This is a genomic window from Microtetraspora niveoalba (genome assembly GCF_001570405.1).
GTDB classification, from domain to species: domain Bacteria; phylum Actinomycetota; class Actinomycetes; order Streptosporangiales; family Streptosporangiaceae; genus Microtetraspora; species Microtetraspora niveoalba.
This window is the reverse complement of record NZ_BBYM01000023.1, coordinates 105,941-123,069: the sequence shown is the minus strand read 5'-3', so window position 1 is coordinate 123,069 and position 17,129 is coordinate 105,941. Positions and strand designations below refer to the sequence as shown.

Annotated in this window: 19 protein-coding genes; 12 read left to right on the top strand and 7 right to left on the bottom strand. The window is 71.7% G+C overall.

Annotated features, from left to right (window positions below; all coding sequences use genetic code 11):
- Positions 1 to 45: 45 nt before the first annotated feature.
- Entirely contained in the window at positions 46 to 852 is an 807-nt protein-coding gene (locus AWQ70_RS23380) for an ABC transporter ATP-binding protein (RefSeq protein WP_218004627.1), read from the top strand.
- 257 nt (positions 853 to 1,109) lie between these two features.
- Here AWQ70_RS23380 and aceA read toward each other — a convergent pair whose 3' ends face one another.
- A complete protein-coding gene (gene aceA, locus AWQ70_RS23375; protein ID WP_067179574.1) occupies positions 1,110 to 2,402 on the bottom strand; it encodes an isocitrate lyase in 1,293 nt (430 codons plus the stop codon).
- 372 nt (positions 2,403 to 2,774) lie between these two features.
- Here aceA and AWQ70_RS23370 point away from each other — a divergent pair, with 372 nt between their 5' ends.
- From AWQ70_RS23370 to AWQ70_RS40640, 5 genes are all read left to right on the top strand, one after another.
- A complete protein-coding gene (locus AWQ70_RS23370; protein ID WP_084517687.1) occupies positions 2,775 to 4,244 on the top strand; it encodes a helix-turn-helix domain-containing protein in 1,470 nt (489 codons plus the stop codon).
- An 86-nt stretch (positions 4,245 to 4,330) separates the two neighbouring features.
- On the top strand, positions 4,331 to 4,546 hold the full coding sequence (locus tag AWQ70_RS23365) for a hypothetical protein (protein WP_067179570.1): 216 nt from the start codon (positions 4,331 to 4,333) through the stop codon (positions 4,544 to 4,546).
- Between the two features lie 41 nt (positions 4,547 to 4,587).
- A complete protein-coding gene (locus AWQ70_RS23360) occupies positions 4,588 to 5,553 on the top strand; it encodes a glucosyl-3-phosphoglycerate synthase (protein WP_067179568.1) in 966 nt (321 codons plus the stop codon).
- 106 nt (positions 5,554 to 5,659) lie between these two features.
- Entirely contained in the window at positions 5,660 to 6,880 is a 1,221-nt protein-coding gene (locus AWQ70_RS23355; protein WP_067179566.1) for an acyl-CoA dehydrogenase family protein, read from the top strand.
- 1,137 nt (positions 6,881 to 8,017) lie between these two features.
- Entirely contained in the window at positions 8,018 to 8,254 is a 237-nt protein-coding gene (locus AWQ70_RS40640) for a hypothetical protein (RefSeq protein WP_218004624.1), read from the top strand.
- Between the two features lie 128 nt (positions 8,255 to 8,382).
- On the opposite strand, the gene AWQ70_RS23340 is transcribed toward AWQ70_RS40640, so the two are convergent.
- Positions 8,383 to 8,904, bottom strand: coding sequence for a P-loop nucleotide/nucleoside kinase family protein (locus tag AWQ70_RS23340; protein WP_067179562.1), 522 nt, complete (start codon positions 8,902 to 8,904; stop codon positions 8,383 to 8,385).
- Between the two features lie 23 nt (positions 8,905 to 8,927).
- Here AWQ70_RS23340 and AWQ70_RS42070 point away from each other — a divergent pair, with 23 nt between their 5' ends.
- The gene (locus tag AWQ70_RS42070) at positions 8,928 to 9,500 is read left to right on the top strand and encodes a DJ-1/PfpI family protein (RefSeq protein WP_218004623.1); all 573 of its coding nucleotides are present in this window, start codon (positions 8,928 to 8,930) and stop codon (positions 9,498 to 9,500) included.
- 43 nt (positions 9,501 to 9,543) lie between these two features.
- A complete protein-coding gene (locus AWQ70_RS23330; RefSeq protein ID WP_067179560.1) occupies positions 9,544 to 9,864 on the top strand; it encodes a hypothetical protein in 321 nt (106 codons plus the stop codon).
- Between the two features lie 211 nt (positions 9,865 to 10,075).
- Here the strand turns inward: AWQ70_RS23330 and AWQ70_RS23325 are convergent, their stop codons facing one another.
- The 3 genes from AWQ70_RS23325 to AWQ70_RS23315 form a co-directional block, all read right to left on the bottom strand.
- Positions 10,076 to 10,432 carry a nucleotide pyrophosphohydrolase gene (locus AWQ70_RS23325; RefSeq protein ID WP_245647112.1) on the bottom strand — a complete coding sequence of 119 codons (357 nt, stop codon included), beginning with the start codon at positions 10,430 to 10,432 and terminating at the stop codon, positions 10,076 to 10,078.
- Positions 10,433 to 10,662: 230 nt separating this feature from the next.
- Complete coding sequence (locus tag AWQ70_RS23320) at positions 10,663 to 11,319, bottom strand: response regulator (RefSeq protein WP_067179558.1); 657 nt, start codon at positions 11,317 to 11,319, stop codon at positions 10,663 to 10,665.
- Positions 11,316 to 12,473 carry a sensor histidine kinase gene (locus AWQ70_RS23315; protein WP_084517686.1) on the bottom strand — a complete coding sequence of 386 codons (1,158 nt, stop codon included), beginning with the start codon at positions 12,471 to 12,473 and terminating at the stop codon, positions 11,316 to 11,318. Before AWQ70_RS23315 ends, AWQ70_RS23320 begins: the two co-directional genes overlap by 4 nt.
- A gap of 122 nt (positions 12,474 to 12,595) precedes the next feature.
- Here AWQ70_RS23315 and AWQ70_RS23310 point away from each other — a divergent pair, with 122 nt between their 5' ends.
- Positions 12,596 to 13,732: a DUF418 domain-containing protein gene (locus AWQ70_RS23310; RefSeq protein WP_084517685.1), complete on the top strand. Its 1,137-nt coding sequence runs from the start codon at positions 12,596 to 12,598 to the stop codon at positions 13,730 to 13,732.
- A gap of 27 nt (positions 13,733 to 13,759) precedes the next feature.
- On the opposite strand, the gene AWQ70_RS39180 is transcribed toward AWQ70_RS23310, so the two are convergent.
- Positions 13,760 to 14,557, bottom strand: coding sequence for an ATP-binding protein (locus AWQ70_RS39180; protein ID WP_067179556.1), 798 nt, complete (start codon positions 14,555 to 14,557; stop codon positions 13,760 to 13,762).
- Positions 14,558 to 14,938: 381 nt separating this feature from the next.
- Here AWQ70_RS39180 and AWQ70_RS23300 point away from each other — a divergent pair, with 381 nt between their 5' ends.
- Together AWQ70_RS23300 and AWQ70_RS23295 are read left to right on the top strand one after the other, a co-directional pair.
- On the top strand, positions 14,939 to 15,310 hold the full coding sequence (locus AWQ70_RS23300) for a type II toxin-antitoxin system RelE/ParE family toxin (RefSeq protein WP_067179555.1): 372 nt from the start codon (positions 14,939 to 14,941) through the stop codon (positions 15,308 to 15,310).
- The gene (locus AWQ70_RS23295; RefSeq protein ID WP_067179553.1) at positions 15,307 to 15,639 is read left to right on the top strand and encodes a helix-turn-helix domain-containing protein; all 333 of its coding nucleotides are present in this window, start codon (positions 15,307 to 15,309) and stop codon (positions 15,637 to 15,639) included. Before AWQ70_RS23300 ends, AWQ70_RS23295 begins: the two co-directional genes overlap by 4 nt.
- A 21-nt stretch (positions 15,640 to 15,660) precedes the next feature.
- Here the strand turns inward: AWQ70_RS23295 and AWQ70_RS23290 are convergent, their stop codons facing one another.
- Positions 15,661 to 16,110, bottom strand: coding sequence for an Lrp/AsnC family transcriptional regulator (locus AWQ70_RS23290; protein ID WP_067179638.1), 450 nt, complete (start codon positions 16,108 to 16,110; stop codon positions 15,661 to 15,663).
- Between the two features lie 197 nt (positions 16,111 to 16,307).
- On the opposite strand from AWQ70_RS23290, the gene AWQ70_RS23285 reads away from it, so the two are divergent.
- Positions 16,308 to 17,120 carry a tryptophan 2,3-dioxygenase gene (locus tag AWQ70_RS23285; RefSeq protein WP_067179551.1) on the top strand — a complete coding sequence of 271 codons (813 nt, stop codon included), beginning with the start codon at positions 16,308 to 16,310 and terminating at the stop codon, positions 17,118 to 17,120.
- Positions 17,121 to 17,129: the final 9 nt, after the last annotated feature.

The following is a 17,129-nucleotide window of genomic DNA, read 5'->3' as shown; positions in this document are numbered from 1 at the left end:
CGGCGCGTAGGGTCGGGCCGCTGTTGCATCCTTGAACGCATGCGAATCGACGGAGCAGCCCTCGAACTGAACGACGTGACCGTCCGCGCGGCCGGCCGGACCCTCCTGGCCGACGTCGACTGGCGCGTCGAGTACGGCCAGCACTGGGTCGTGCTCGGCCCCAACGGGGCCGGGAAGACCACCATGCTCTCGGTGGCCGCCGCCGTACGGCACCCGACGTCGGGCACGGCCGAGGTGCTGGGCCGGCGGCTCGGCCGGGTGGACCTGCGCGAGCTGCGGCGGCACATCGGCCTCGTCGCGGCCAGCCAGCGGCTCGTCGACGAGGCCCTGCTGGAGGAGGAGGGCGCGACCGCCCTCACCGTCGTGCTCACCGGCCACACCGGCACCAGCGCCCCCCTCTGGGACAGGTACGGCGACGCCGAGCGGGAGCGGGCGCACCGCCTGCTGGCCGACCTCGGCTGCAAGGACCTGGGGGACCGGCCGTTCGCCGTCTGCTCCCAGGGCGAGCGGGCGCGGGTCCGGGTGGCCAGGGCGCTGATGGCCGACCCGGCGGTCCTGCTGCTGGACGAGCCGTTCTCCGGGCTGGACCTCCCGGCCCGCGAGGACCTGATCGAGGCGCTGGAGAACCTCGCCGCGACCCGCTCCGACCTGACCACCGTCCTGGTGACCCACCACCTGGAGGAGGTGCCCGCCGGCACCACGCACGCCCTGCTGATGCGGGACACCCGCGTGGTCGTCGGCGGGCCGGTCGACGAGGTGCTGACCGACGCGAACCTGTCGGACTGCTTCGGGCGGCGGCTGATCATCCACCCGGTGGACGGCCGCTGGTACGCCCGAGCCGTGCGGCTGTGAGCCGGGCGGGCCGTACGCGCCGTGTCGGGGCCCGGTGAGGTAAACGCGGTGCGGAAAGCGCGGTGAGAAGCGCGGTGGGCCCGGCACGAGGCGCGGTGTGAGAGAGGCCCGGTGGGTGTCCCGGTGAGAAGCATGGGAAGGCCCCGCCGGAGCGCCGTCCGGTCCCTCGGCCGAGGTGACCTGCGGCGCTCCGGCGGGGCCTTCGCCTCGACCTGGCGGGGGCGTGCCCGACGAGGGGCGTCACCCGATCCCGCTGGTTAGTGAGCCTGCGTGAACTGCTCCTCCTCGGTCGAGCCCTTCAGGGCCGTCGTCGAGGAGTCCGGCGCGATGGCCGTGCTGACCAGGTCGAAGTATCCGGTGCCGACCTCGCGCTGGTGGCGGGTGGCGGTGTAGCCGCGCGACTCGGCCGCGAACTCCCTCTCCTGCAGCTCGACGTAGGCCGTCATGCCCTCCTCGGCGTAGCCGCGGGCCAGGTCGAACATCGAGTAGTTGAGCGAGTGGAAGCCGGCCAGGGTGATGAACTGGAACTTGTACCCCATGTGGCCGAGCTCCCGCTGGAACTTGGCGATCGTGGAGTCGTCCAGGTGCTGCTTCCAGTTGAAGGACGGCGAGCAGTTGTAGGCGAGCATCTGGTCGGGGTACCGCTCCTTGATCGCCTCCGCGAACGTCCGGGCGACGTCGAGGTCGGGGGTGGACGTCTCCATCCACAGCAGGTCCGAGTACGGCGCGTAGGCGAGGCCCCGGGCGATGCAGGCGCCGACGCCGTTGCGCACCCGGTAGAAGCCCTCCGCGGTGCGGTCGCCGGTGCAGAACTCCCGGTCGCGCGGGTCCACGTCGCTGGTCAGCAGGGTCGCGGCCTGGGCGTCGGTCCGCGCGACGATCAGCGAGGGCACCCCGGCCACGTCGGCCGCGAGCCGGGCCGCGTTGAGGGTCTTGATGTGCTGCGCGGTCGGGATCAGCACCTTGCCGCCCAGGTGGCCGCACTTCTTCTCCGAGGCGAGCTGGTCCTCCCAGTGCACGCCCGCCGCGCCGGCCGCGATCATGCCCTTCATCAGCTCGAAGGCGTTCAGAACGCCGCCGAACCCGGCCTCGGCGTCGGCCACGATCGGCGCGAGCCAGTGCGGCGCGTCCTCGTCGCCCTCGGACCAGGTGATCTGGTCCGCGCGCAGCAGCGCGTTGTTGATGCGCCGCACCACGGCGGGCACCGAGTTGGCGGGGTAGAGGCTCTGGTCGGGGTACGTCTGCGCGCCCAGGTTCGCGTCGGCGGCGACCTGCCAGCCGGACAGGTAGATGGCCTTCAGGCCGGCCTTCACCTGCTGCACGGCCTGGTTGCCGGTGAGCGCGCCCAGCGAGTTCACGTAGTCCTCGGTCCGCAGCAGGTGCCACAGCCGCTCCGCGCCGAGCCGGGCCAGCGTGTGCTCCTCCTGGACGGAGCCGCGCAGCCGCACGACGTCCTCGGCGGTGTACGTGCGCTCGACGTCCTTCCAGCGGGGGTTGGTGTCCCAGTCGTCCTGGAGCCGCCGCGCGGCCGCCGTGAACCGGTCCGACATTGTCGTCACTCCCTTGTTGCTGCCACCCGATACAGGACCGTCTGTCCCTGTCTGAGGCGTTCTGTCATCACCTGGGTGCTTGGTTCGAGTGTCCGACTGAGTGTGGAGATCCAGCAACCCGAGATCGAAGCGAAAAGTCGTGAAATTTCCGCCTAAGTCAAGACTCGTGAGTATTCAGCGGAGAAGAAACGCGGACTTTTCTCTATGGACTAGACCAATGGCGTCGGTCGTACCCTCCCGGAGGCCGCGGTGTCCCGGGGCCGGACGGCGTCGCGGGCGGGCGAGCGGTCGTCGCAGGTGGGCGCGCCCCCGCGCGGCATCACGAAAGCCGCAGACTGGAAGAAACGCCGAAATTTCGCATATGATCCGGGTATGCCATCCATGCTTGGTGAAGAACCGCTGTCTTTGACGCAGGAGCTCGACCTCCTGGCCTTCGGGCAGCGGCTCAGGCACCTGCGCAAGCAGCGCGGCCTCACCCTCTCCGAGCTGGGCGAGCGCGTCGGCCGCGCCCCGAGCCAGCTCTCCCTCCTGGAGAACGGCAAGCGCGAGCCCAAGCTGTCGCTGCTGAAGTCCCTGGCCGGCGCGCTGAACGTGCCGGTCGAGGAACTGCTGCGCCGCCAGGCGCCCAACCGCAGGGCCCAACTGGAGATCGCACTGGAGGAGGCCCAGCGGGACCCGCTCTACGCCGGCCTCGGACTGAGCAAGCTGAAGGTCTCCGCCCGCGTCACCAACGACGTGCTGGAGCACATCCTCGGCCTGTACGAGGAGCTCAAGGCCCGCCAGGCCAAGGGGACGGCCACCCCGGAGGAGGCCCGCGCGGCCAACGCCGAGCTGCGCCGCAAGCAGCGCGAGCTGGGCAACTACTTCGAGGAGATCGAGAACGCGGCCGCCGAGGCGCTGGCCGCCGTCGGGTACCGCGCCGGCGCGCTCTCGGAGAGCACGGTCCAGGCGCTCGTGTCGCACTTCGGGTTCACCGTCCACACCGCGCAGGACCTGCCGCGTTCGGCCCGATCCGTGACCGACCTGCGCAACCGGCGCATCTACCTCAAGCGGGAGCAGCTCGGCATGCACACGCCGCGCACCGTGCTCCTGCAGACCCTCGGCCACTTCGCGCTCCAGCACCACAAGCCGCGCGACTTCGCCGACTTCCTCCGCCAGCGGGTGGAGGCCAACTACTTCGCCGCCGCCGTGCTCGTGCCGGAGGCCGCGGCCGCGCCGTACCTGCGGGAGGCCAAGCAGGACCGGGCCCTGTCGGTGGAGGACCTGCGCGACGTCTTCGCCGTGTCGTACGAGATGGCGGCGCACCGGTTCACGAACCTGGCCACCCGCCACCTGGATCTGGTCTGCCACTTCGTCCGCAACGACGCGGGCGGCACCATCTACAAGGCGTACGAGAACGACGGCATCGTCTTCCCCGCGGACGAGCAGGGCGCGATCGAGGGCCAGCGGATGTGCGTGCAGTGGTCCGGCCGGCAGGTGTTCCTGTCGCCGGACCGGTTCTCGGTGTACTACCAGTACTCCGACTCGCCCACCGGGACGTACTTCTGCGTCGCGCACGTGGACCCGTCGCAGGGCAAGGACTACGCCATCACGCTCGGCGTGCCGTTCCGCGAGTCACGCTGGTTCCGCGGCCGGGAGACGACGAACCGGACCCGGTCCAACTGCCCCAACGGCGAGTGTTGCCGCCGCCCGCCGGCCGAGCTGGCGCAGCGCTGGGAGGGCTACGCCTGGCCGTCGGCGCGGGCCAACTCGCACGTCCTCGCGGCCCTGCCGCCTGGATCGTTCCCCGGCGTCGACGAGGCCGACGTGTACGCGTTCCTGGAACGGCACGCCGCGTCCTGACCGCCCGCCGAGGGCTTTCCGCGCCTTCCGGGCCGCCCGGGAGCGCCTCGCCCGCCATCCCGGCCTGACCGCCCTTCGGGCGCACCGTGCTCGTGTTCGTGCTGACCGGCCTGCTCGCCACCGGCCACCTCTACGGCGCCATCCCCCTCATGGACGCGACGTCGAGCGCCCTGGGGCGCCCCGCCCGCCGTGGGCGCCGCCGCCCCGGCCCGGCCCCCGTCACCGGGGCCGCCCTGCGGCCGCGACGGCACACCGGCGAGGCGGCGCGCACCCCGACTCCCACGCGGGATCGGACACCATAAGGTGATAACTGTGGACTGCGGCGGAGAAATGAGGATCCTGCGTGCTGCCTGAGGTGGAAGCCTGGCTGCGCGGCCGTACGTCATCCTCGGCCGACTGGCCCGTAAGGGCCCTGATGGAGGCCAAGGGCGCCACGAGGATCAGCGTCGTGCTGCCGGCCAGGAACGAGGCCGAGACCGTCGGCGAGATCGTCTCGGCGATCCGGCGCGACCTTGTCGAGAGGGTCCCGCTGGTGGACGAGCTCGTCGTCATCGACTCGCGCTCGACCGACGAGACCGCCGCCCAGGCGGTGCAGGCGGGGGCCAAGGTCTTCGCCCAGGACGAGATCCTGTGCGACCTCCACCCGCTCGACGGCAAGGGCGAGGCGTTGTGGAAGTCCCTCGCCGTGACCACCGGCGACCTCGTCGTCTTCGTCGACGCCGACCTGCGCGAGTTCCGCACCTCGTTCGTGACCGGCCTGCTCGGCCCGCTGCTGGCCGACCCCTCCGTCGTGTACGTCAAGGGATGCTACGACCGGCCGCTGTCGGAGCTGCAGGGCGGCGGAGGACGGGTGACCGAGCTGGTCGCCCGGCCGCTGCTCAACCTGCACTGGCCGCTGCTCGCCGGGTTCGTCCAGCCGCTCGCCGGCGAGTACGCCGGACGGCGCAGCGCCCTTGAGCGGGTGCCGTTCGTCACCGGGTACGGCGTGGAGCTCGGGCTGCTGATCGACCTGCTCGACCTGGCCGGGCTGGACGCGCTGGCGCAGGTGGACCTCGGACGGCGGGTCCACTCCCACCAGTCCACCGAGGCGCTCGGCGGCATGGCCGGACAGATCATGTACACCGCCTGGTCGCGGCTGGAACGCCAGGACCGCATCGTCTCGCTGCACGCGCCGTCCCCCCTGCTCACCCAGTTCCGGCGGGGCACGGCCGGGCACCGGTCCATCCACGAGCCGATCGTGCGGGACGTCGCCGTGGCCGAGCGCCCGCCGATGGTGACCATCCCGCACTACGCCGCCCGGGGGCGGTGACTCCTGGGAAGGCCGGTTGCGCGGAAATGCTACCGACCGGTAAGTTTGCGCGCCGTCCGGTGTTACGACCGGTGATCCCCGCCTCGACCCCTGACGGAGAAGTGCGATGAGCGACGGCGCGACGGGCTTCTGCCCCGAACTGAACGACGACCTGCGGGAGATGCGGGACTGGGTGCGCCGGTTCTCCCGCGACGTCGTCCGCCCGGCGGGCGCGGAATGGGACGAGCGCGAGGAGACGCCCTGGCCGGTCATCCAGGAGGCCGCCAAGATCGGGCTGTACTCCCTCGACTTCTTCGCCCAGCAGTGGTTCGAGGAGTCCGGCCTCGGGCTGCACGTGGCCTTCGAGGAGCTCTTCTGGGGCGACGCCGGCATCGGCCTGTCCATCGTCGGGACCGGCCTGGCCGCCGCCGCCCTCGCCACCGGCGGCACGCCCGAGCAGGTGGGGGAGTGGCTGCCGCAGATGTTCGGCACCCCGGACGACGTCAAGGTCGCCGCGTTCTGCGCCTCCGAGCCGGACGCCGGCAGCGACGTCGGCGCGATCCGCACCCGCGCGGTGTACGACGACGGCGACTGGGTCCTCAACGGCGTGAAGACCTGGGCGACCAACGGCGGCATCGCCAACGTGCACATCGTCGTCGCCTCCGTGGACCCCGAGCTGGGGACGCGCGGGCAGGCGTCCTTCATCATCCCGCCCGGCACCCCCGGCCTCTCACAGGGGCAGAAGTTCCGCAAGCACGGCATCCGCGCCTCGCACACCGCCGAGGTCGTCCTCGACAACGTACGCGTGCCCGGATCCTGCCTGATCGGCGGCAAGGAGAAGCTCGACGCCCGGCTCGCCCGCGTACGCTCCGGGGCCCGCGCCGGAGAGCAGGGCGCGATGCGGACCTTCGAGTCCACCCGCCCGCTCGTGGCCGCCATGGCCGTCGGCACCGCCCGCGCCGCGTACGAGTACGCCAGGGACTACGCCCGCGAGCGCGAGCAGTTCGGCCGCAAGATCGGGGAGAACCAGGCGGTCGCGTTCCTGCTGGCCGACATGGCGACCCGGGTGGACGTCGCGCGGCTCATGACGTGGCGCGCCGCCTGGATGGCCCGGCACGGGCGCCCGATGGAGCAGGCCGAGGGGTCGATGAGCAAGCTCGTCGCCAGCGAGACCGCCGTCTGGGTGACCGAGCAGGCCATCCAGATCCTCGGCGGCGCCGGCTACACCCGCGAGCACCCCGTGGAGCGCTTCCACCGCGACGCGAAGATCTACACGATCTTCGAGGGCACCTCCGAGATCCAGCGCCTCATCATCGGCCGCTCCGTCACCGGTCTCCCCGTACGCTGAGAAAACCGCACGTCGCAGGGGTGGTGTGACCGCAGAGCCGTCAATGCGGCACGCCCCCCTCCCCGCCCCTTCGCCAGGGCGCGGACCTCAGTTCTGTCGCAGTTCCGTCTCAGCGGCTTTCGGTGTGCCGGAACTGCCGATCGATGGCCTCGCGGGCCGGTCGCGGGACGAAGGCAGCATGTGGGCGCAGACACCGGCGTGCCCCGTACTCGGACAGATCCTTGATCGTCACGCCGCCGACCGGGGGGACGCCGGCGAAGTAGCGGCGAAGCTGGTGTGTGCCCTGCCGTCGCGCAGTGAGGTGCCGTCGCCGGCTCGAACATCCTTGACCGGCTCGGGGACGACGACGGACGAGCCCGCCGCCGCGCCGGGACCCGCAAGCACGCGCTCCAGGTCGCCCAGAAGATCCACGACCACAGCAGCACGCTGCGGCGGCTGTCGCCGTGGTACATCCGGAACCTGACCAGGGCTTTCGTCGCTTCAGGGTGGAGCGCGGGCGACGTGCTGCACGGCCCCGGACCACCAGACGGACGGCTCGGCCTGGGCGATGGAAGAGGCGGCGGAGCGGCGGCGGAAGTCGGTGGCGCCGGCGCGGATGCGGGCCCGTGCGGAGCGCGCGCCCACGGACACCGATCGCCACGCGGCAAGACTGTCGCCGAGGTCGGAACACCAAGGACTACGACCTCTCAGGCGACGGTATCGACAACTCGGCGCCTACGGGGAATCAGGTGGTTAAGACTCTCGACCTATATCGAGACGCGGCACCACGGCACGCCGGACAACAGGGGGAACAACATCATGACCGCGACGGCAACGGCGAGCAGAGAGCGAACGGCGCGTACGCGTCGGTCAGGAGCGGGCGTAGCACTGGCGGTGCTGGCCGCCCTGACGGCGATCGGCTGCAGTGGCTCAGGCAAGATCGGTGGGGCGTCCTCGCGTGCGGAGGGTGCGTCGGAGTCCCCCTCCGCGCAGTCCTCACCGAGCCCGTCCGTTGGTCGCACCGCCTCTGCCGAGCCGTCGGAGCCGGCGGCAGACAGGCGTGACGTCGGCGCCTGTGCGGACGGCAACTGTGAGATCGCAGTGTCCGGTCCGGTAACGGTCCGGTTCAAGGGGCCGGCCGGTCCGGGGACGCTGTCCGTGACCGAGGTGGGCCCGAACAGGGTCGAATACACGGTCAACTCGGGCAACGGCCAGTCCAACGGCGGGGCGAGCGGTCCGGGGCAGGGCTGCATCACCGTCCTACGCCGCAACGGCTCCAGCAACTTCTGCGGTCGCCTGCCGGGCGCTCGGCCGAGTCCTCAGCCCGACGCCGTGGTGATCCAGGTGGCAACCGGCCGGGACGGCACGGCAATCCTCGCCATCGTTTCGGACTGACCGTGCCCGACCTTCAGCCTTGTCGCCTGTGGTCAGCGTCCATAGATCAGTATGAGCACCACGAACCGACGAAACGACAAATCCAAATCTACGTCGTAAAGCGGCGAGCTTCGGCAGGCAGGCGGACCTCAACTCTTGACGGCCTCCGCAATCTGCAGGGCGGCCTGGATGGGCGTGAGGTGCGTGGTGTCGACGACCTCGGCCTCGCTGTGTAGCCACGTGCGGGCCGCCTCGGCGTAGGGCTCAAGGTATTGGAGACGGAATGAGGAGGGGCCAAGAACAGTGTCCCCCTCGATGCGCCCGCGGAGGGTTTCTTGGTCGGCGTGGAGGACGAAGTGCCGTACCGGAATGGCATGTTGGGCGAGGCCCGTGCTGATCTCGCGCCAGTACTGCTCGACCAGGACAGTCATGGGGATCACCAGAGTGCCGCCGGTGTAGTCGAGTACGTGGCGGGCGGTCTCGACGACGAGCGGCCGCCACGGCGGCCAGTGCTGGAAGTTGCCCGTCCAGGGCAGCCCCGGCTTGATGTCCATGAGTGTCTCGCCGACCTTCTCGGCGTCGAACACCCGTGAATTTGGGATCAGTGGCTGCACGAGTGCGCTGGTCGTCGTCTTGCCTGCGCCGTGGGTGCCGTTGAGCCATACGATCATGGGCCCCAACGCTAGCGGCCCTCATGAGCCCGGCGCACCCGCTCGGAGAGCACCGCCCGCGCGCGCTCGACGGCCACGATGGACTCCCGGATCCGCACGGTGACCTTGACGGGCGTGGGACCGGTCGAAGGCGTTCGAGCTGGTGCACCGCGTTCCGGTTCCGTTCCGGTTCTGCCTGGGCGAGCTCCGAGGGGCCCTGGCAGCATTCCGTTGAGGGGTGTCAGCGCACCCTGACCACCGAGCTGCCCGCGCTGTTGAAGGCCGCGATGGAGAATCCCGAGGTGACCGTCAGCGCGGTGTGCGGCGGCTCGCTCGTACTGGCCATGGCCGGCCTGCTGGTGGGACGCCACGCCACGACGCACCACATGGGCCTGGACATGCTCGACGCCACCGGCGTCCACGCGGTGAGCGCCCGCGTCGTCGACGACGGCGACCTCGTCACCGGCGCCGGTGTCACCTCCGGACTCGACCTGGGCCTGTACCTGCTGGAGCGTGAGGTGGGCCCCCGGATCGCCCACGCCGTCGAGGAACTGTTCGCCCATGAGCGCCGCGGCACCGTCTGGCGGAACACGGGCCCGCAGCCCGCCCGATTCTGACCCGCCCCTCCTCCCGCAGCACATCGTCAGGAAGAACAGCAGCATGTCCGTCGAAGGCACCTGGGACCTGTCGATCTCCACCCCCATCGGCAGGATCAAGGCCGTGGCCGAGTTCCGGCGCGAGGACGCGGTCCTCGTCGGCACCGCCCGCGGGGCAGGAGAGGAAGTCCCGCTCAACGACGTCGTCCTCGACGGCGACCGGCTCACGTGGCGACAGGCCATCACCAAGCCCATGCGGCTGAACCTGGCCTTCGCCGTGACGATCGACGGCGACTCTCTCACGGGAACGTCCAAGGCCGGACGTCTTCCGGCCTCGAAGGTCACCGGCGAGCGCCGCACCCTCCGGGCGGGCGCGGAGCACTGATCCCGAGAGTCTCCTTCTCTCCTTGCCCGTCCTGGGGCCCATGAGAGACGCCGACGGCGACAGTGATCACACACCGCCGGGTCACGCGGATGCCGCAGGCCGCCGGCCCCGGGGGTATCGAACCGGCGCTGAGGTCGATCTCGCGGTCACTCGTCTTCTCCGGCGGGAGCCGTACGAAGGCGAAAGCCCGTCGGGCCGCGTCACATGACGATCACGAGGTCAGCGGAGGCGCCTTTTCGGCGGACCCGCGATAACGCCCGACGTCGTATCTGCGCTCGTTCTCGTCCAGTTTGGCGTTGGTCGCCTCGGCCAGATCCACGCCGAGGCTGTCGGCCAGTCGGACCAGATACGCCATCACGTCGGCGATCTCCCCGCGCACCCTGGCCAACGTCGCGGGATCGAGGTCGGCCGACTCGGCGGGGGTAAGCCACTGAAACTCGGCGACCAGCTCCCCGACCTCGCCCGCGAGGGCCATCGCCAGATTCTTGGGGGTATGGAACTGCTCCCAGTCCCTCGCCCGCGCGAACTCACGCAGCCTGAGAGCCAGTCGCTCCAGTTCGGTGCTCACTCCGACAACCTTATTCAGCTCGCCGCATCCCCCTCCGGCTCGCTCCGCATTGACGCGCTCTCGCCGGATCGGTGGCCGAGGACACCGTGGTAGGCCCGCCGAACGGCAACGGGCGGATCTCTGCGGGCCGAACCCTCGGCTTTCGATCGCGGTGAGGGCCTTGCGCCGAAGTCCGAGCGGACGGCTTCGGAAAACCGTCCGCTCCGCCGGTGAGTACGCGGGCGAGGCTGCTACGTGGGGCCGGCGAGGCGGTTCTCCCAGGCCCAGGCGGCGATCCCGACCCGGTTGCGCACCTTGAGCTTGGCCTGGATGGCCGACACGTGGCTCTTCACCGTGCTCAGCGAGATGAACAGCTCCGAGGCGATCTCCTGGTTGGTACGGCCCCGGGCGATGGCCCGCACCACCTCGATCTCCCGGTCCGACAGCGGCCGGGCGGTCGCGGCCGAGGGCGGCGCGGCGCCGGTGGTCAGGTGGCGCAGCAGCCGGACGGTGACCGACGGGGACACGAGGGCGTCTCCCGCGTGCGCGGCCCGTACGGCCTCCACCAGCAGCGCCGGGCCCGCGTCCTTCAGGAGGAAGCCGACCGCGCCGCCGCGCAGGGCGCCGTAGACGTACTCGTCGAGGTCGAAGGTGGTGACCACGACGACCCGGAGCGGGTCGGCGACGCCGGGGCCGGCCAGCGCGCGGGTGACCTCGATCCCGTCGAGGAGGGGCATACGGATGTCCACGAGGCACACGTCCGGGCGCAGCCGCCTGGCGAGGGCGACCGCCTCGGCGCCGTCGGCGGCCTCCGCGACCACGCTGATGTCGGGCTGGTCCTCGAGGATGAGCCGCAGGCCGCCGCGGACCATCGCCTGGTCGTCGGCGATCAGCACGTTGATGGTCATCGCCGCTCCCGCGCCGGGACGGGCAGCGTGGCGAGAACCGACCAGCCGGCCTCCTCGCCCGGACCGGCGCGCAGTGTGCCGCCGAGCGCCTCGACGCGTTCCCGCATCCCGACCAGGCCGTACCCGCGCCGGTGGGGGGACCGGACGGGCGCGCGCGGCGCGTCGTCGGCGACCTCGACGGTCACGGCCTCCCGATCCTGGCCGACGCTGATCGTGACGGACCGGGCCTGCGCCGCGTGGCGGGAGACGTTGGTCAGCGACTCCCGGACGACCCGGTAGACGGTGCTCGCCACCTCGGGCGGCCACGCCGACTCGGCGTCGTCGCCGGGCAGCCGCAGGCGTACCGTCCGGCCGCCGCCCTCGAAGCGCCCGACCAGCTCGCTCAGCCGTTCGGAGGCGGGCGGGGCCGGGTCCGCGTCGCCGGCGTCGCGCAGCAGCCCGACGACGCGGCGCATCGCGGCGAGCGCGTCGGCGCCGGCCGCCTCGATGCCGGCGAGCGAGGACTCCAGCGTCTCCGGGCGTTTGCGCGCGACGAGCTGGGCGGCCTGCGCCTGGAGCACGATGCCGGTGACGTGGTGCGCGACCACGTCGTGCAGCTCCCTCGCCAGGGCCAGCCGCTCGTCGCGGCGCACCCTGCCCGCCATGGCTCTCCGGCGGGTGGCGAGCAGCCGGGGCAACAGCCCGGCGGCGACGGCGGCGAGCCATCCCGCGCCGCTCAGCATCGTCACGGAGGGGATCCCGAAGGCGAACGTACGGGCGCAGAGCAGGCTGCCGGCCACGATCGCGAGCCCTCCGGCGGCGACCGCGCACGCGGACCGGGCGGGGAGCGCCCGTACGGCCGAGCCCACGAGCACGGACAGGCCGAGGGTCATCGCGGGCCCCGGTTCCGCGGGCAGGTCGCCGAACCGGGCGGCCAGGATCGCGACCGCCGCGACGGCCAGCCCGGCGAACGCCGCCCACGCCCGGTCGCGCCGCCGCAACAAGGCGATCAGGCACACCACGGCGCCGGCGGCGCAGTCGAACCCCCAGTAGCCGCCTCCCCAGCTTTCCGCGATCCGGGACGCCCAGAACGCGAGCGCCGCCGCGAACACGACGGCGAGCCCGGCGTCGGCCGCGTTCCTGGCCCGTCCGGCCAGCCACTCGGGAACGTTCACAACGGTCGAGGCTATGAGATGGACCCCGGCGGGTCATACCGGCCGAAAGTACGATCGCGGCGGCGGCGAACCCCGCTTTCGGCCGGTGCCGGAGCCGGGCCACGGCCCGCAGGATGAGCGCCATGCCACACGAAGCTCTCTCTCCGGTCCCCGACGCGGGGACGCCGTCCGAGGGGCGCGGCGGGGTGCGGCCGCCGTCCGCCCCGCCCCGCCGCGCCGACCGGGCCGGCTCCCCTCCCGCCTCTCCCGGCGGCTCTCCGTACGGTCCTCCCGGCGCGTCTCCCGGGCGGCCGCGCATCGCGGCACTCGACGTCGTACGCGGGTTCGCCCTGTGCGGGATCCTGCTGGCCAACGTCCAGCCGATCGCCAGCGTCACCGCCCTCCGCGTGGACGAGCCGACGGCGGGCGCGGCCGAGACGTGGATGGGCCTGCTCGTCGATCAACGCTTCTTCCCGATCTTCTCCCTGCTGTTCGGCGTCGGGTTCTCGCTGCTGCTGGAATCCGCCACGGTGCGCGCCGCCAAGCCACGCCCGCTCCTCCTGCGCCGGCTTCTGGTCCTGCTCGCGTTCGGAGCGGCGCACTTCCTGCTGCTGTGGCAGGGGGACATCCTGAGCTGGTACGCCATCGTCGGCCTGCTGGTGTTGCTGCCCTCCACCTGGCTGCCGCGGTGGGCCGTGGCCGCGCTCGCTCCCGTGCTCGTCACCGCGTCGCTGATCGCGCAGGGTGAACGGGTCATGCTGATCGCCGGGCTGTTCCTGCTGGGGTCCGCGCTGACCAGGTACGGGGTGATCGGCCGGATCGAGCGCTCCACCCGGGTCCCGGCCGTACTGGGCCTGGTCTTCGCAGCGGCGGCGGCGCCCGCGCTGTGGTGGCAGACGCGGACGATGTCCGGCGACCTGCGCGGTTTCTCCTCCGCGCTCGCCCTGGCCGGGGTGCTGCTGGCCGGGACGTACGTGTGCGCCCTGCTCGTGCTGCTCAGGACACCCGCGCGGCCGGTGCTGCGGGCCGTGTTCGCGCCGCTGGGCCGGATGGCGCTGACGAACTATCTGAGCGCGTCGATCCTCGTGCTGGGCGCCGCGCGCGTCCTCGGCCTGCCGCTCGGCCGGTCGTGGGCCGCGGTGTTCGCGACCGCGGGCGTCATCCTCGGAGTCCAGTGGCTGTGGTCCACGCTGTGGCTGCGCCGATTCCGCTTCGGTCCGATGGAGTGGCTCTGGCGCTGGGCCACCTGGGGCCGCCGCCCGTCCCTGCGGATCCGCTGACCGTCCGGCCGGACCCCGGTTCCCGCATCACAGGGGGAGGGCCATGCGGGAGCAGACCGCGACGAGTTCCTCGGTGTGCCGGACGATCCGCTCCACGACCTCGATCCCCTCCGAGGCGGGAAGCCGTACGGCCTCGCCGCCGAGCAGCCGGTAGGAGATCCACTCCTCGCGGACCCGCACCTGCCATCCGCCGCCCTCGTGCAGCAGGGTTCCGTCGCCGGTCAGGTCTGCGCGCAGGCCGCGGGCGGTGAGCAGCGCGTGGATCCGCTCGGCGGACCGGCGGCAGGCCCACGGCCGCCGCCGTGCCGTCGCGGTCTCCGGGACGAGCTCCGTGGTCCGGGCGGAGACCGGGACGGTGAAGAACACCGCCTTCCCCGGGTACGGCGACGCGCCGAGGCGGGCGCGCGTAGGGTGCACTCCCCAGCGGCCGCCGTGCTCGGCGGTCAGCGCGTCCACCAGGTGCAGCCCGCGCCCGCCGGTGGAGTCGGTGGGCGGCGACTGCGGCGGACGGCGGAACGGGCCCTTCCACGGCACGGGGTCGACCACCTTGACGACGATCTCCGGCACCGAGCACCGCCGCAGGTAGGCCCACATCTCCGGGCGGCCCGTGCCCGGAGGCGTCCGTTCCGTCCGGTACGCGTGCAGGAGGGCGTTGGTGGCGAGTTCGGAGGCGATGAGCGTGACGTCGTCGACGATGTCGCGCGCCAGGCCGAACTCCTGGCACAGGGCTCGCGCGACCGACCGCGCGAACTCCGCGCACGTCGCGTCCAGCGGCAACGACCAGGCGGGGAAGCCGCCGTCGCTCAGCTTCGCGGGGATGTCCATGACCCGTTTCCGGTACGGACGTCGCCTGTGATCAGCACCATGTCGGCTCCTTCGAGGTCGCGCCGGGGTGTACGCCGGCACTTCACCGCCGCGGGCGGCCGGGGGATCCCGGCCGGGCCGGGCCGGGGCGTCGATGTCACGTTTCCGCCTCCGGATCCTGTGAGCAGCGGGGGAAGCCGTTTCCATTAGGAAACTTTCCTAATCAAAACGGACCGGCGGTCGGGAGTCAAGACCCACGCGCGACTCCGGTGCGGCCCGGCCGGGCCCTCCTCGGCCCGCCCGTGTTCACCTCCGGGGCGGTGTGCTCGGGCGGGCCGGAACCGCCCCAGGGGGAGCCTGCCGTCCGACTCCTGGATATGACGGATGGGTTATAGTGGGCCGATGAGCTGGGAGATCAGCCTTCATCCCGAAGTGGAAGAGTGGTATCTGGCAATCTGCGTGGATGATCCCGAGACCGGCGATCTGATCGCGGACGCCATCGATCAGCTCGCCGAGGAAGGGCCGATGGCCCGACGCCCGCTGGTGGACCGGCTTCAGGGCAGTCGCTTTCACAATATGAAGGAGCTGCGTCCGCCCTCATCGGGAAAGAGTGAGATCCGGATCATCTTCGCCTTCGATCCGGCGAGAGAGGCGATCTTCCTGGTGGCGGGGGACAAAGCGGGTAACTGGGACGGGTGGTATCGCGCGGCGATCCCCCTCGCCGACGAACGGTTCGAGGCGCACCTGATCTCGTTGAAGGAGGAGGGACGATGAGCGGCGGATACTCCAAATGGTCCGATGTGAGGGCGAGGGCGCGCGCGCTGGATTCGCGCCCCGACGCCGAGCGTGCGGCAGGACGGCAGGCCGCCCGCCAGCGGCGCGAGGCGTACGTGCGCGGCCACCAGCTCGCCGAGATGCGCAAGGCCGTGGGAGTCACCCAGGTGGAGCTTGCCGAGGCCCTCGGCGTGACGCAGGCGCGGATCTCCAAGATCGAGAACGGTGAGGTTTCCGGGATCGACGTCGTACGCGCCTATGTCGCCGCGCTCGGGGGAACCGTCGATGTCGTCGCGACCCTGGGCGACCGTACGTGGAAGGTCGCCTGACGGATTCCGTGGGCGTCCGCGTCATCCTGACGCCGGGCCGGTCGCGGGCGGCGCGGTGACCGGCCGCCACGGCACCGGGCTGGACAGGACCATCGTGCTGGACGGCCTGCCGTACTGCGCGAGCAGGTCGATCAGCGCCTCGAACGCCTCCATCGACGGCACCGCGACCAGGAGCAGGCAGCAGGTGTCGCCGGTGACGCGGTACACCTGGAGGATCTCCGGCCGGGCCAGGGCCTCCTCGTCGCGGAGCACGCAGCGCGGTCCGTAGCAGGACATGCGGATCAGCGCCCGCACCGTGCGCCCGGCCAGTCCGAGGTCCACATGGGCGTGGTAGCCGGAGATCACCCCGCTCTCCTCCAGCCGCCGGACCCGCTCCGCCACCGCCGGCGCCGACATGTGCACCCGCCGGGACAGCTCGCTGTACGACAACCGCGCGTCCGCCTGCAGCTCGGCCAGGATCGCCCAGTCCATCGCGTCCACCCGCACGCCTCCCCGGATCGGCCCGTACGGCGGAGCCCGCGGCGGTGAGGGCCGGGGCTCCGCATGAATGGAAGGCGATCCGTCGATCTGGCTTCGGAACGGAAGGCCGATCAGTCTTATCGCCTTTTTCATCCTATTTCCCCCTTTCGTGTGGTCGCGGATCATTGGAGGAGGAACAAGGAGGGGATATGCGAACGCCCACGGTGGACTTCACGCACCGCACGCCCTATGACGAGTACGTCGGCACCGACGTCCTGCACACGCTCCTGAGGCCGCGGACCGACGTCCCCGAGGAGCCCGCCTTCCTGGTGACGACGCAGGTCATGGAGCTGTATTTCGGGCTGATCAGGACCGAGCTGCGGCTCGCCGTGCGGCGGCTCGACGAGGACGACCTCGTCGGCGCGACCGTCGTCCTGCGGAGGGTCACGCGTTATCTGGAGGTGCTGAACGCGGCCTGGTCGGCACTGGGCACGCTCACCCCGGCCCGGTTCAACGCCTTCCGCGAGAGCCTCGGCGAGGCGTCCGGGTTCCAGTCCGCGATGTACCGCCACGTCGAGTTCCTCCTCGGGAACAAGTCGGAACCGCTGACCCGCCCGCACCGTGCCAACCCCGAGGTGTACCGGGAGCTGCTGGACGCCCTGCGTGCGCCGAGCCTGTACGACGCCGTGCTCGCCCTGCTGTCCCGGCACGGCCACCCGATCCCCGCCGGGACGCTCGCCCGCGATCCGGCCGAGCCGTACGAGCCGAGCCCGGTCGTGGAGGCCGCGTGGGTGCGCGTCTACTCGGAGTACGGGCCGGGAGACGCGCTGTGGGAGCTGGCCGAGACGCTCACCGACGTGGCCGAGCGGTTCTCGGAGTGGCGCTACCGCCACCTGATGGCGGTGCGGCGCACGATGGGCGCCAAGATCGGCACCGGCGGCTCCAGCGGCGCGGGCTGGCTGGAGCGCTCGATGCGGCGGGACGTCTTCCCCGAGCTGTGGTCCGCCCGCACGGCCATGTGAGGCCGCCCG

Bases quoted from the DNA above. Each gene is read 5' to 3' on its own strand.
- AWQ70_RS23285 (WP_067179551.1), top strand. From the start codon at position 16,308: ATGCGAACGCCCACGGTGGACTTCACGCACCGCACGCCCTATGACGAG.
- AWQ70_RS23290 (WP_067179638.1), bottom strand. From the start codon at position 16,110: ATGGACTGGGCGATCCTGGCCGAGCTGCAGGCGGACGCGCGGTTGTCG.
- AWQ70_RS23310 (WP_084517685.1), top strand. From the start codon at position 12,596: ATGCCACACGAAGCTCTCTCTCCGGTCCCCGACGCGGGGACGCCGTCC.
- AWQ70_RS23355 (WP_067179566.1), top strand. From the start codon at position 5,660: ATGAGCGACGGCGCGACGGGCTTCTGCCCCGAACTGAACGACGACCTG.
- AWQ70_RS23320 (WP_067179558.1), bottom strand. From the start codon at position 11,319: ATGACCATCAACGTGCTGATCGCCGACGACCAGGCGATGGTCCGCGGC.
- AWQ70_RS23370 (WP_084517687.1), top strand. From the start codon at position 2,775: ATGCCATCCATGCTTGGTGAAGAACCGCTGTCTTTGACGCAGGAGCTC.
- AWQ70_RS39180 (WP_067179556.1), bottom strand. From the start codon at position 14,557: ATGGACATCCCCGCGAAGCTGAGCGACGGCGGCTTCCCCGCCTGGTCG.
- AWQ70_RS23330 (WP_067179560.1), top strand. From the start codon at position 9,544: ATGTCCGTCGAAGGCACCTGGGACCTGTCGATCTCCACCCCCATCGGC.
- AWQ70_RS23340 (WP_067179562.1), bottom strand. From the start codon at position 8,904: ATGATCGTATGGCTCAACGGCACCCACGGCGCAGGCAAGACGACGACC.
- aceA (WP_067179574.1), bottom strand. From the start codon at position 2,402: ATGTCGGACCGGTTCACGGCGGCCGCGCGGCGGCTCCAGGACGACTGG.
- AWQ70_RS42070 (WP_218004623.1), top strand. From the start codon at position 8,928: ATGAGCCCGGCGCACCCGCTCGGAGAGCACCGCCCGCGCGCGCTCGAC.
- AWQ70_RS23300 (WP_067179555.1), top strand. From the start codon at position 14,939: ATGAGCTGGGAGATCAGCCTTCATCCCGAAGTGGAAGAGTGGTATCTG.
- AWQ70_RS23295 (WP_067179553.1), top strand. From the start codon at position 15,307: ATGAGCGGCGGATACTCCAAATGGTCCGATGTGAGGGCGAGGGCGCGC.